Here is a 13,003-nt window from a genome sequence, read left to right as displayed (position 1 = left end):
TTAATCACATATTTCAAAGCAAACAACAATACAATGCTATCCGATAATCTCTATATTCTAAACAAAAAACTGCTCCCTGGACAGAGAGCAGTACCACAAATTAATATAAAACACACAACAATTACTACAGTTGAATTAACAACATAGATGGTGCACTGTTTAGCCATGTTTTTCGTTCTTCCACTAATGTTTTCCAGCTTTCTAAACTAATCAACATTAGATTAAAATCTTTGACAAACTCATTATTAACTTCTTTTGCGTTTACAATGCGGATATGGTTAGGTTTAAATTGTTCAATCAATCTAATCTGTTCTTTAAACTCGGGATAACTTTCTAATTGCCCTGTTGCGTCTAACACCGTAATCTGTGCTTCACTATTGCGAATCCACTTCTGTGCATAACTTAACAACTTCAAATCTTGTTTAGAGAACACAGGTAAAAAGATTTGTTCTACCTTATCGAAGTCTTTATTGATAAAAATTCCCACAGGTACTTTAGATCTATTAAGTATTTGTTGAGTTCTAGCATTAAACCACGAGTTTTCAAAGAATTTTTCTTTTCCTGTTACCTTGTTTAATAGCACATCTGGATTGATAATACGAGTGGTAAAGCCTAAAATATTCCCTAATAAAGACCCTCTATAGATAGAATATCCTACCTCAATTAACAATAAATCACTGATTTGCTCATTAACTACATTGACCACATCACTTTCGATATCATTGGATACCTTATAATAGGTCTGTACCTCTTGATCTAAGGCTGTTGCCTCTTCTTGTACTGCTTCAAATATTTCATTCTCATACTCTGTAGAGGTAAAAGCATTTACTTCAATACTATCTACTAAGTGCATCGCTGTAATCCCTGTATCTGCATTATTTTTACCTACAAAGCTACTAGCCAGTCTCATCAGAGGAGCCAAGCTTGTTTTGTCTTCAAAGAAAAGAGATACTTGATATTTTCCTAAATTCGGAGTTACTGTTTTTACTTCATCATCTCCTAATGGGCCGAATATTTTTGCAATTAAATCTAATACTGGGCCTGTCATAAAGGTCGTTGCTAAGGCCATAATCACCATCATAGCAAACACTTCTCCTGTCAATACACCTAGATCAAAACCAATATTCAATACAATCAGTTCCATTAGCCCTCTAGTGTTCATCAGTGCTCCTATCGTTAAGCTATCTTTCCAAGATATACCAACTATCTTGGCCGTTAAAGCACTACCGACAAACTTTCCTATCGTTGCTACTAAGATAATTACTCCTGTCACCTTCCATAGATAAGGTTCATTTAAAAGACCTATTTCTGTACGTAACCCTGTATAAACAAAGAATAGAGGTAAGAATAAAACTACTGCTACATCTTCCACCTTCTCAATAAAGATATTTCTGATCTTCATATTATCAGGCATTACAGCTCCTGTCATAAAAGCTCCAAATAAAGCATGGATACCAATTACCTCTGTACAATAAGAAGAAATAATTAATGTCAATAAAAATATAGCTACTGTTCCTTTAGAGAACATATTACTCGTTGGCTGATACTTAGCAATACGCGCCAAGAATGGCTTGACTAATTTTAGCATCACGATTACATAAATAATAGCTAGAGCCATGATGTAAAGTGAACTAGCAAAACTTCCTGCTTGTACAATCGCAATTACAGCTGCTAATAGACACCAAGCCGTGATATCATCTGCCGCTGCACAGGTAATCACAATGGTTCCTAAACGTGTCTTTTGTAAACCTCTCTCCTGAACAATACGTGCCAATACAGGAAAGGCTGTAATACTCATGGAAATCCCTAAGAATAGCCCAAAAGATAAGAACTCGACTCCCTCAGGTGCAAAAGATGTAAATATATAATAAGCAAGTGTCATCCCTAAAGCAAAGGGAATGATAATACTAGCGTGGCTAATCAGAACAGCATCATGTGCTTTATTCTTCAACACTTTTAAATCTAGTTCCATTCCGATGACAAACATGAATAGGATTAATCCTATCTGACTTAAGAAGCTTAAGTTTCCTAATGAATGTACAGGAAATAACGCTTCTGAGAATTCTGGAAAATAAGCTCCTACAAAAGAAGGACCTAAGGCAATACCTGCAATGATTTCTCCAATTACAGAAGGCTGTCCTATCTTCTTACAAATCCATCCGAATACTCTAGCCACTAAAACAATAGTAACAATCTGAGCTAATAATAAAGCCAATGGGAAATTTAGGTTATCTTGTATAGTATCTAAGAAGTTTTCAAAAATACTTTTATCAGACACTACTTTAACGACATTCGATTCTAATTTAACTCCTTTAGAAACTACCCAATACATTAAGGCGGAACACCCTCCTATAATAAAGAAATATAAAAGAGAATTTTTAAACTTTGACATACTACTTACTTTTTAACGATACAAACATCTCTATAATAATATTTGTAAATAGCAAGAATGAATCCAAAGACCACCAAGTTGTAATGAAAGTATGTTTTTCTGTAATGAATTTTATATCTTTTCTAAGAAGTCAGTTTTATAAGTCATCCCAAGTGTTAATTCTAGGGGTTTCCCGTCTACTCCTTTAAGTGTAGTCGTTATCTCATCATGACTAAAAAAACGAACTATTCTCAGAGCAATTAATTCCCCTTTATTGATACGACAAAACTTAGAACTAGGCAAAGCTGAAACGAACTTATCTAAAGACATATTCTTAGCTATCACTACTTGGTTGTTTTCTAAATATACATCTTTATCTCTACTGTCCATTTCATTAGTTGTGATATAAAGAATATCAGAGAAGTATAGCAGTGCTTTTCCTTTGTTAGAATTAATAGTAATAAAAGTAGCTTCATCGACTGGTTTATACTGTCGCATTGCTTTTAGTACTGCTTTGTGAAGTCTTTCTTTTTTAATTGGTTTGGCAATATAGTCTATCGCTTCTATTTCAAAAGCCTCTAAAGCATATTCTTTATAAGCTGTCACAAAGATAACGCCTTTATTAGGGAGCAGTTGCGCTACACTTAGACCATCTAATCCAGGCATATTGATATCTAATATGACCACATCAAAGTCTTGATGTGGTGCTTCTTCTAAAAAGACTGCTGGATCGTTATATGCTTTTACGATTTCTATTTCCTCTATTTGCTCACATAGCATCTTTAAATACTTTAACCCTAAAAGTTCATCATCTAGTAGTATGCATTTTAGTTTTGAAATCATGTAAATTAATTTTTAAGTGCGTAGAGTAAATATGATCATCCTCGTTCTTTTCTAATTTATAAGCATTCCCATATATCAGTTCGAGTCGCTTATTCAAAGCTGTAAGGCCATAACCTCCTTTTTCTTTATGTAGGGTCTTCATACGGGATTTTTTATTAGAAACTAACAAATCGAAATGCCCATTTTTCAGTTTAAACAAAATAGAGATAAAAGCATCTGTACTTGCCAGGTCTGCATGCTTAAAAGCATTTTCAATCAATTCTACGCATATAAGAGGAGCGATTAACTCTTCTGTATAAAACACCTCCCCTTCACCTATATTAGATCGTATATCAAGCCTAAAAAGAGGATTAAGCTTAATCTTATTGATATCGATAAGTCGCAAAGCAAATTCGTGTTCTTCTTTTAGAGAGACCATTTTTCTCTGGCTATCATATAAAATATAATCTAACACACCTGCCATCTTATCTAATGCATAGTAGGTCTGATAAGCATGAGACTGAATAGAATTTAGAATATTCTTAAACAAGTGAGGATCTAATCTTGACTCAAGGTTTTCTAATTGTAAATAACGCATCTTAGAATCAAAGAGATATTTTTCCTTTTCTAATTCTAAACGCTTTTTATTATTCTGTACAATTAAGTACACTAAACATACAATAGCTACTATCAATAAAAAAATTACTATGACTAAAAAAGCTTTCATCTACCTTTATTTTAAAACAAAACTAAAGAAATAAATCGATTTCATAATATCATAATTTATAGATACAATTTAGCTATTTCAATACTAATACAGATAAATAAACATTTTTTTAATACTTAAGAAACACTAAAACAGCGTACTGACTAAAAGTTGCAATATATAATTATTACATAAAACTAAACTTTTATTTAAAAAACACAAAAAACACGCATATCAAACTATTATTAATCAATTTAAACGCATTATACTATTGAATTCTAAAAACAAACGAAATATATAAAAATAAACCATTATTTTAACAATAATAATTATCTTAGCATATATAATAAATCAAATAAAAACACCATAAATATGATAGTATTCAAATCTGATTTACAAAATCACTTGTCAAATCTAAATGCTAAAAAGGAAAGTAAAAACACCACCAATTACATACTTTCTTATTTGACACAAAACACCATTACGCCAATTGGTTTTTATGGCATGCTGGAGAATAACCAAATAGAAAATATCTTAAGCATTAAAAAGGCTTTAATCAATTTATTCATAGATATTAAACTAGAAATACTAGATGCTATAGGATACCTAACAGAAGACCATTTACAGGATCTAAACAAACTAAAAATCCTATTCCAAATCAACGAACAAGAGCTTCTAAGCTATAAAACGTATGAAATTCAAGACATTATAACACAACAGATTTCTACTCTAGAAAACAAATGTAAAAACAACGGATTAGATATCATGAAGAACCTAAATAGCCTAAAGAGATTATTAGGAATACCTACTCCAGAGCTAAATATGACTTTAGATACTAATCTATATACTAACTCAATGACGGAAGTAGTAATCTAGCAGTAATAGCCAAACTCACAAACAACAACAAAAACAACAAATACTTTTTACTATATTCAGATTATTTAATATACTATTCAAAGTATACAACATTATAATGTTTCTATTGAAACATTTACTTGATCTTGGTATAGTCTTAGCGGTCTTCTAGATAAACATCTATTATTATGAAACCGTCAATTTTTATCATTCAGATAATCACTCTATCTGTCTCCATCTACTTTAATAGTCTAGCAATAGATTACTTGATTCAATATATACATACAGATCTAGATCACATCTTTGGTATAGCACTTGGTATCACTGTAATTTCTTCTATTATTACATTACTGACATTCACTTACTTTATTTGGGGTATAGTACAGCATATCACTAAACGAATTACCTAGTGCATTTTCAAGCAATTTTAAACTTATCGTATTGATATTTATTCAAATACACTTATCAGATATCTTTGACTAATAGAAACAAAAAAACCTCCCTTCTAATTGAAAAGAGGCTTATATATTATATAGTTTATTTCTTAACTATTAAGCATTACAGGCATTACTAACATCGTAACTGTTTCACCATCTTCTAACCCATCTACAGGTGTTAAGATTCCAGCTCTATTAGGTAATGACATCTCTAATAAAATATCATCAGACTGTAAGTTATTTAACATCTCTAATAAGAATCTAGAGTTAAATCCGATTTGCATATCATCTCCTTGATAATCACAAGTAAGACGCTCATCTGCTTTATTAGAATAATCAATATCTTCAGCAGATATATTTAATTCTGTACCAGCAACTTTTAATCTTATCTGATGTGTTGTTTTATTAGCATAAATAGAAACACGTCTTACAGAACTCAAAAACTGTGTTCTATTGATTAAAAGCTTATTAGGATTCTCTTTAGGAATAACTGCCTCATAATTTGGATATTTTCCATCAATCAAACGACAAGTCAAAGTATAGTTCTCAAAAGAGAATTGTGCATTAGATTCATTAAACTCAATAACAACATCTGCTCCTAAAGCCATTAAAATACTCTTAAGAATATTAAGTGGTTTTTTAGGCATAATAAAACTAGCCTCGTTCGAAGAAACGATATCTGTACGAGAATACTTTACTAACTTATGTGCGTCTGTTGCCACAAAGATTAATCCTGAAGGAGAGAATTGGAAGAATACTCCTGACATCACAGGACGTAAGTCATCATTTCCAGCAGCAAATATAGTTTTGCTAATAGCTGTTGCTAGAACTCCTGCAGGAACTTCTGTTCTAGAAGGATCCTCTAATGATTCTGCTTTAGGAAACTCATCTCCTTGCGCATATGCTAAAACGTATTTACCTACGTCTGAACTAATTTCAATTGTATTGTTTTCCTTAACTGAAAAAGTCAATGGCTGCTCAGGAAATGTCTTTAATGTCTCCAACAATAACTTTGCAGGAACAGCTATACTTCCTTGACTTGTAGATTCAATTTCTAAAGTAGCAGACATTGTAGTTTCTAAATCTGAAGCAGATACCTTTAATACATTATTATCTAACTCAAATAAGAAGTTATCTAAGATATGTAAGGTATTACTACTGTTTATTACACTACCTAGAACTTGTAATTGCTTTAACAAGTAGGAACTCGATACTATAAACTTCATACTATAATTGTTTTATATGTAAAAATACTTTTACAGTTACAAATATATCCGATTATTACCAATAATAAAAGGATTATTGCGTTACTTTTTATTGAATTTGCGTTTTCTTATAAGAATAAATATAGTTCCGAAAACTACAACTAGCGCTATAGGTATCACTAATACTTTCATTTGGATAGAAGTATATTCACGTTCTACACTAACTTTATCTAGCATCGGAATCTTAACCTCTTTGGTTCTCAAATTAATAAGTCCCGTATCGTCTAAAAGATAATTTACAGAATTTACTAATAACTCCTTATTTCCATAAAGCATATTAGTCCATTTATCATAACCTAACTCTAAAGGCATTCCTTTATCGTCTAGCTGATTTCTAATAATATCTCCATCAGAAATTACAATCATTTGTGTTTGTTTACTTTCTGAAAGTGGTTTATCTATTGTAAAAGGCAATACTCTATTCTTAAAAACAGAAGGAAATTCCCCCTCTAATAGAACGCCTAAAATATAACTTCCTTTACCTTCATAAAACTCAGGAGTAACTTCTTCCTTTAAAACATTAAAACTAATTTCACCTGGAACTCCTACTAAACTAGAGTACTTTGAGGATTTAGCTAAAATAGTCTTTTTAACTCCATTTTTTAGAGTGTCGATAGGAGAAGCAAAATCATACTTCACTCCTTCTATATTCTTTACAATAGGATGGTCTATATCTGGATAAACAAATGGTGCAAACTTCCACAAGAAGTCTGTATACACAGTTTCACTCCCTTGTCTACCTGATGCTAATTTTATTTTTGTACTGATTTCATCCTTTACAAGCACAGGATTGATGCGTATACCATATCTAAAAAGCAATTCTCCTAAGCTTTGGTCTTTATTATACGCTAACATAGTCCCATTCGAGCGCAAGCTATCAAAATCTGCTTGAACTTGATCTAACAACCACATCGTTTTACCTCCATTCATTACAAACTGATCCAACACTCCTACCTGCTCTTCAGAAAAAGCTTTTGTTGGTTTTGCAATAATCGCTAAGTCAAATTCTTTTAACTGATCTAAGGTTTTTTGAGGCTCATTAGACACACTTTCTAATGTAAATGGTGCTAAGTGATAAGTCTCACGTAAAGTCATCAGAAAATCTGCTATATAAGCATCATCTAACTCTCCATTTCCTTTAAGAATAGCTATTTTTTTACTTTTCTCTATTGTTACTTTACTGATAGCCTCAGCTAATGCATATTCTAAATGCTGTACAGACGAAATCACTTTTTCTTCTGTATTCGCCCCCATCATATTCTTCAGTAATTGTACTCTAGCAACCTTCTCTCCTTGACTTACTAATGCCCAAGGAAAAACTAGCTGTTGACTTTGAGCCCCTTTATCCGTTACTGTAATGGTTACAGGTTTTAATCCATACTCGTATAATTGTTCTAAAGTTTCTGCCTTATTAGCTCCTTCTTCATTTGGGTCTATAAATCTAAACTTAATATTTTCATTTCTAGATTGTATTTCCTCTAGTAATTGCTTTGTCTCGTTCTGTAACCTTCTAAACTCTAATGGGAAGCTCCCTTTTAAAAACACATCTACGATTAACAGATCCTGAACATTATCTACTATCCCAACTGTGCTTTTAGACAAAGTATATCTCTGATCTTGCGTAAAGTCAATACGTGTATAAGTTAGAGCACTGATAACGTTAATAATAACCAAAACAACTAATAATCGAACCAGTAGTTTTACATCTCTTTTTTGAAACTTTTTCATTATTTGCGCAGTGTTTTAATTTTAAAGACAGTTACCCCTAGACATAAAACAGTCATAGATCCGAAATAAATCAAATCTCTAGTGTCTAACACTCCTTTCGAAATACTTCTAAAGTGATATAGAATCCCTATTTTTTCAAACCACTCTCCAAATAGCCCTGCTAACATATCGATTCCCAATGAAAAAAACAGGCACAAAACAACACCTACTATAAAGGCTACGATCTGGCTCTCTGTCAATGAAGAAGCTAATACCCCCATCGAAACATAACAGCTCACTAAAAATAACAATCCTATAAATGAACCTATTATACTGCTATAATCAATTACCTGTCCTTCTAATACAATATTATTCAGCACAAAAACGTAAACTACAGTAGGCACAATAGCCATAAATATCAATGTGAATACTCCTAGATATTTTCCTAGTACAATCTGCCAAACAGATAAAGGCTTAGTCAACAGCAACTCTATCGTTCCATTTTTAATCTCTTCTGAAAAGCTCTTCATACTAACAGCGGGAATCAAAAATATCAACACCCAAGGCGCTAAATAAAAGAATGGAGATAAATCAGCAAAACCACTTTGCAACACATTATATTCTCCATCTATAAACCATAGCAGAGCTCCATTTATCACTAAAAATAGGACGATAACAAGATAACCTGTCAATGAGCTAAAGAAAGCTCTAATTTCTCTAAGACTAATTGCCTTCATAAAAACATCTATTTAAGAGTAACGACTTTATCCACACTCCACGCCTCTGCTTTCTCTTTGAATAAAGTCTTTGTGTAAGGCCATATCTCCCCGAAAAGTTCTGATTTTTTATATGCTTCTAGATTACTTTCATCTTCCCAATAACTATAAGTAAAGAAAATATTAGATTGATCCTTATCACGATATACTTCTAAGAATTGACAACCAGGATAATGTCTTACCTTATCCTTAATCGTATCAAAATGCTCTAAAAAATCATGTACCTTATTTTCAAGCAAGGTTAGCTTTACAATTCTTATAAACATACTTTTTATTTTAATATTGTGTTTCAGAATCAAATTCAATGACAATAGTATCATTTAACTGAAGATTCATTAATTTTCGCGGAGTTCCTCCTGGTGTGTCAGGTTTAGAATAGAACAATGCAATAGTCAACAAATCTATATCATTAAATATAGCAACTAGTTCGCCTGCCCTTTCTTTTAAGGTAGCTCTATCATTAAGCTTGAAGTCTGCAAAATAGTCATTTATTCGATTGATTCTATAATTCTTAACTCTGATAGCGAATTCTCTCCCCTCTGAGACTACTTCGTAGTCACTTCTATGGATATTAGTCACAAGGTTACCATAAGAATCCTCATAGATCACCTTACCTGTTATTTTATTTCTATTTAAAACGACATTTGTAGCCAGTCTACTAGGACTATAGATAGATTCTAACATCACTCCTATTTCTTCTAATTGACGACCTTCATTTAGTTGATATGCACAATAGACAAATATATCATTTGATTTCATCATACCATCATGATTAATCTCTATTGCTTTATCGAAATCCTCATCTCCTAAAATAATACTAACTATTCCATTATCTGCTGTAATAAAATAATGCCCATCAAATTCTACACAAATTGCCTTTGTATAGTCGGTCACAGAAGCATCAACTGCTATAATGTGAATAGTACCTTTCGGAAATTGGCTATATGCTGCCCCGATAACGAATCCAGCGTCTTCGGTATTATATTTACTTATTTCGTGTGAGATATCAACTAAATTACAGCCAATGATATTCGAATAGATCTTCCCTTTCAAAGCTCCTACATAGTGGTCCCGATATCCAAAATCTGTTGTTAGTGTAATTATTCTCTGCATTATTATTTTTCAATATATTTTTAAGAAAAATGATTTTTTTATAGTAGATTTGAATATACAAAATTAGATTATTTTTTTTAATTAACTCTACAGGTATTGAACGAAAGGATAATAGAATTAACAGATTTTAGCCCTAAAGATTTTTGGGGCCCACAAGACACTCATTTAGATATACTTAAAAAATTATATCCAAAAGTTAAAATTGTGACAAGAGGATCAGTCCTAAAGATTTATGGAGATCCAGAAATTTTAGATGAATTTGAGAAGAGTTTTGACCGACTAGTCAAATATTTTATCAGATATAATCGCATCGATGAAAACATTATCGAAAGATTAGTCCTTGATAGTGCACCTCCTTCTCTTCCTACAGACGACATTCTCGTACATGGAGTATCTGGAAAACTTATCAAAGCAATCACCCCTAATCAACAAAAACTAGTCAAGTTCGTTGAAAAGAACGATATGGTTTTTGCAATAGGACCTGCTGGTACTGGTAAAACTTATACAGGGGTAGCACTAGCTGTAAGAGCTTTAAAGAACAAGGAGGTAAAGAGAATCATACTTACTAGACCTGCTGTTGAAGCTGGAGAGAACCTTGGCTTCCTTCCTGGAGATATGAAGGAGAAGCTAGATCCTTATATGCAACCATTATATGATGCACTTAGAGATATGCTCCCTCCACAGACATTAGATGACTATATCCTTAAAGGGGTTATACAGATAGCGCCATTAGCTTTTATGCGTGGACGTACATTAGATAATGCCTTTGTTATCCTAGATGAAGCTCAGAATACGACCCATTCTCAAATGAAGATGTTTCTGACACGTATGGGTAAAAATGCTAAATTCATCATCACAGGAGACCCTGGTCAGATAGACTTACCTCGTAAAGTATCTTCTGGATTAAAAGAAGCTCTTTATATCCTAAGAGACGTAGATGGAATAGGAATGCTATATTTAGATGATAAAGATATCGTACGACACAGATTAGTAAAGAAAATCGTAGATGCTTATAAGACTATTGAAGAAAGACCTGATAAGATGTCTATAGAAGAACTAAAAAAAATGGAAGGTTAACTAGTTAACCTTCCATTTTTTATTATTTATTTCAATACAATTATTCTACATATTGTATGTATCTCTTAAGAACATAAGCTTTTGCTTTCCTTCTTCATACAGATACAAGTAATCATCTTTAAGCTCAAAGCGATCACAACTATCTAATACTGCTAGTAGCTCCTTCTCTTTCTGATACATCTCAGTCACATATTCTGGAGAAAGTACTACTTTAAAGAAGATGGAATCCCCTTCACATCTAACATCTCCATAAATCATGTGATTCCCTCCACTTCCAGAGAAACTACGTGTATTAATATCAATACAAATCATAGGAATCTGATTAATACCTAATTCTTCTACTCTCTTATCTTCATAAGACTGAAAAATCCAGTTACCAGATAATTTATCTGTATATAAATAGTGTCCAAAACAAGCAAAATCAATTACATCATCTTCCACACCATCGTGTTTCTTAATTAAACGCACTGCAACAGAGTGATCAAATCTACCATCTGCAAAGTCCTTCGCAGTCTCATCTTCATAAATCACGATCTCTATCTCCTCATGCTTCGTATAAGACTTATATATTCTAGATTCTCCATCCACTAATGGTTCTACAAATGGAAAAATTATCTTCTGATTAGGTTTTGTACTTGAATAAACAATTCCTTTTTTCCCAATTGATACAACCTGTGGTAAATCTTGAGCTACTGCTTTAAAAAAAGTACCATCTAAATCATTCTTGCTCAATAGGTCAATTTGTTTATTACTAGCTTCTTTAAAGCTTTTTTCTTTAGATTGATCTACCCCACAAGAAGGAAACAACGAAACAGTTAACGCCAATATCATATTTTCAATTTTACAGTATGCAAAGATAAATCCTACTATCTTCTAAAAAGAATTATTCACTCTCTTTTAGTATTAATTTAACTCTGAATGACTACATTCTTTAAACTTTCATCTTATTTGTCCTTGCAAAAATACAACAACAATAATTAAACTGCATTTCCTTTTGACACCTATTGTCATAATTATAACAAAACATTAATAAATACATGCATATTAAATCATTTGTTTTGTACTAATCACGCAATTTATACACACATTTCATTTTAGGATTACTCTTTTTTAACAATATCACCGAACTTACCATTCACAATATTCGCTAAATCCCCAGGACTAATACCAATGCTCAGTCCTTTACGTCCACCACTTACATAGATAGTCTCTAAATCTTTTACTTCTATATCTATAAATGTAGGATATAACTTCTTCATCCCTATAGGAGAACATCCTCCTCTAATATATCCTGTTATTCCTAACAAATCCTTTACAGCTAACATTTCTATCTTTTTTTCTCCACAGATATTAGCTGCCTTTTTTAAATCTAACTCACTATTAATAGAAACCACAAAAACATATATCGCATTCCCCTTACCATGAGCCACCAAAGTCTTTAACGACTCTAGTTCAGATATTCCTAACTTTTCACAGACAGATTTACCATCTATTAGTTCGTCAGAAATATCATACTCATACATCTCATAACTTGTCTTCTTACTATCTAATATACGTAAAGCATTAGTCTTTGCTACCTTTTTACTCATTCTACTATCTTAATTTTATCAGGAGCAAAATTACTATTTTTTACAATAAAGTCGTCTTATACCCTGTTTGTCTTAGACAAAACATAAAATCGTCTTGATTATTACATACGCAATATATATTCATATTCGACCCTACTACTTTCTTAAAAATTGGCTTAAAGCTCTTTGGTAATGTATTATAAAACTCATCAGCGTTAGACACCTTGTATTTAGGATCAATGTCCACCGCTACTAATACAACAAATTCATTCGATTTTAATTCAATAGGTAATTTCATAGTTTTTT

General features: G+C 32.1%; 14 protein-coding genes. 3 read left to right on the top strand and 11 right to left on the bottom strand.

The genetic code is table 11. The annotated features are described in order from the left end of the window. Positions 1-124: 124 nt before the first annotated feature. The 3 genes from E0Z07_RS12780 to E0Z07_RS12770 all read right to left on the bottom strand — a co-directional run bounded on the left by E0Z07_RS12780 (position 125) and on the right by E0Z07_RS12770 (position 3,920). Complete coding sequence (locus E0Z07_RS12780; protein ID WP_006265187.1) at positions 125-2,392, bottom strand: cation:proton antiporter; 2,268 nt, start codon at positions 2,390-2,392, stop codon at positions 125-127. A gap of 111 nt (positions 2,393-2,503) precedes the next feature. Beyond that, on the bottom strand, positions 2,504-3,214 hold the full coding sequence (locus E0Z07_RS12775) for a LytR/AlgR family response regulator transcription factor (RefSeq protein WP_006259020.1): 711 nt from the start codon (positions 3,212-3,214) through the stop codon (positions 2,504-2,506). Further along, positions 3,180-3,920, bottom strand: coding sequence for a sensor histidine kinase (locus E0Z07_RS12770; protein ID WP_006261074.1), 741 nt, complete (start codon positions 3,918-3,920; stop codon positions 3,180-3,182). The genes E0Z07_RS12775 and E0Z07_RS12770 overlap by 35 nt, the downstream gene beginning before the upstream one ends. A 351-nt stretch (positions 3,921-4,271) precedes the next feature. Between E0Z07_RS12770 and E0Z07_RS12765 the strand changes: the two genes are divergently transcribed. Beyond that, positions 4,272-4,775: a hypothetical protein gene (locus tag E0Z07_RS12765; protein ID WP_006261073.1), complete on the top strand. Its 504-nt coding sequence runs from the start codon at positions 4,272-4,274 to the stop codon at positions 4,773-4,775. Positions 4,776-4,942: 167 nt separating this feature from the next. Next, on the top strand, positions 4,943-5,164 hold the full coding sequence (locus E0Z07_RS12760) for a hypothetical protein (protein WP_006259024.1): 222 nt from the start codon (positions 4,943-4,945) through the stop codon (positions 5,162-5,164). A gap of 134 nt (positions 5,165-5,298) precedes the next feature. On the opposite strand, the gene dnaN is transcribed toward E0Z07_RS12760, so the two are convergent. The 5 genes from dnaN to E0Z07_RS12735 form a co-directional block, all read right to left on the bottom strand. Continuing rightward, a complete protein-coding gene (dnaN, locus tag E0Z07_RS12755) occupies positions 5,299-6,417 on the bottom strand; it encodes a DNA polymerase III subunit beta (protein ID WP_006259025.1) in 1,119 nt (372 codons plus the stop codon). A gap of 81 nt (positions 6,418-6,498) precedes the next feature. After that, positions 6,499-8,184 carry a gliding motility-associated ABC transporter substrate-binding protein GldG gene (gene gldG, locus E0Z07_RS12750; RefSeq protein ID WP_006265186.1) on the bottom strand — a complete coding sequence of 562 codons (1,686 nt, stop codon included), beginning with the start codon at positions 8,182-8,184 and terminating at the stop codon, positions 6,499-6,501. Next, the gene (locus E0Z07_RS12745) at positions 8,184-8,900 is read right to left on the bottom strand and encodes an ABC transporter permease subunit (RefSeq protein ID WP_006261071.1); all 717 of its coding nucleotides are present in this window, start codon (positions 8,898-8,900) and stop codon (positions 8,184-8,186) included. The genes gldG and E0Z07_RS12745 overlap by 1 nt, the downstream gene beginning before the upstream one ends. A gap of 8 nt (positions 8,901-8,908) precedes the next feature. Beyond that, entirely contained in the window at positions 8,909-9,205 is a 297-nt protein-coding gene (locus tag E0Z07_RS12740) for a putative quinol monooxygenase (protein WP_006259028.1), read from the bottom strand. Between the two features lie 10 nt (positions 9,206-9,215). Further along, positions 9,216-10,052 (bottom strand): SAM hydrolase/SAM-dependent halogenase family protein, encoded by an 837-nt coding sequence (locus tag E0Z07_RS12735; protein ID WP_006259029.1) that lies wholly within the window; start codon positions 10,050-10,052, stop codon positions 9,216-9,218. 96 nt (positions 10,053-10,148) lie between these two features. On the opposite strand from E0Z07_RS12735, the gene E0Z07_RS12730 reads away from it, so the two are divergent. Next, entirely contained in the window at positions 10,149-11,129 is a 981-nt protein-coding gene (locus tag E0Z07_RS12730) for a PhoH family protein (RefSeq protein WP_006259030.1), read from the top strand. Positions 11,130-11,174: 45 nt separating this feature from the next. Here the strand turns inward: E0Z07_RS12730 and E0Z07_RS12725 are convergent, their stop codons facing one another. From E0Z07_RS12725 to E0Z07_RS12715, 3 genes are all read right to left on the bottom strand, one after another. After that, the gene (locus tag E0Z07_RS12725; RefSeq protein ID WP_006259031.1) at positions 11,175-11,960 is read right to left on the bottom strand and encodes a hypothetical protein; all 786 of its coding nucleotides are present in this window, start codon (positions 11,958-11,960) and stop codon (positions 11,175-11,177) included. Positions 11,961-12,229: 269 nt separating this feature from the next. Continuing rightward, on the bottom strand, positions 12,230-12,718 hold the full coding sequence (ybaK, locus tag E0Z07_RS12720) for a Cys-tRNA(Pro) deacylase (protein WP_006261069.1): 489 nt from the start codon (positions 12,716-12,718) through the stop codon (positions 12,230-12,232). A 40-nt stretch (positions 12,719-12,758) separates the two neighbouring features. Further along, the gene (locus E0Z07_RS12715) at positions 12,759-12,995 is read right to left on the bottom strand and encodes a hypothetical protein (RefSeq protein ID WP_006259033.1); all 237 of its coding nucleotides are present in this window, start codon (positions 12,993-12,995) and stop codon (positions 12,759-12,761) included. Positions 12,996-13,003: the final 8 nt, after the last annotated feature.

The organism is Myroides odoratimimus (assembly GCF_004337635.1).
Classification (GTDB): Bacteria; Bacteroidota; Bacteroidia; order Flavobacteriales; family Flavobacteriaceae; genus Flavobacterium; species Flavobacterium odoratimimum.
This window is presented reverse-complemented; position numbering and strand designations above follow the sequence as displayed.

Coding starts and splice junctions, on each gene's coding strand:
- E0Z07_RS12780 (WP_006265187.1), bottom strand. CDS start 2,392: ATGTCAAAGTTTAAAAATTCTCTTTTATATTTCTTTATTATAGGAGGG.
- E0Z07_RS12775 (WP_006259020.1), bottom strand. CDS start 3,214: ATGATTTCAAAACTAAAATGCATACTACTAGATGATGAACTTTTAGGG.
- E0Z07_RS12770 (WP_006261074.1), bottom strand. CDS start 3,920: ATGAAAGCTTTTTTAGTCATAGTAATTTTTTTATTGATAGTAGCTATT.
- E0Z07_RS12765 (WP_006261073.1), top strand. CDS start 4,272: ATGATAGTATTCAAATCTGATTTACAAAATCACTTGTCAAATCTAAAT.
- E0Z07_RS12760 (WP_006259024.1), top strand. CDS start 4,943: ATGAAACCGTCAATTTTTATCATTCAGATAATCACTCTATCTGTCTCC.
- dnaN (WP_006259025.1), bottom strand. CDS start 6,417: ATGAAGTTTATAGTATCGAGTTCCTACTTGTTAAAGCAATTACAAGTT.
- gldG (WP_006265186.1), bottom strand. CDS start 8,184: ATGAAAAAGTTTCAAAAAAGAGATGTAAAACTACTGGTTCGATTATTA.
- E0Z07_RS12745 (WP_006261071.1), bottom strand. CDS start 8,900: ATGAAGGCAATTAGTCTTAGAGAAATTAGAGCTTTCTTTAGCTCATTG.
- E0Z07_RS12740 (WP_006259028.1), bottom strand. CDS start 9,205: ATGTTTATAAGAATTGTAAAGCTAACCTTGCTTGAAAATAAGGTACAT.
- E0Z07_RS12735 (WP_006259029.1), bottom strand. CDS start 10,052: ATGCAGAGAATAATTACACTAACAACAGATTTTGGATATCGGGACCAC.
- E0Z07_RS12725 (WP_006259031.1), bottom strand. CDS start 11,960: ATGATATTGGCGTTAACTGTTTCGTTGTTTCCTTCTTGTGGGGTAGAT.
- ybaK (WP_006261069.1), bottom strand. CDS start 12,718: ATGAGTAAAAAGGTAGCAAAGACTAATGCTTTACGTATATTAGATAGT.
- E0Z07_RS12715 (WP_006259033.1), bottom strand. CDS start 12,995: ATGAAATTACCTATTGAATTAAAATCGAATGAATTTGTTGTATTAGTA.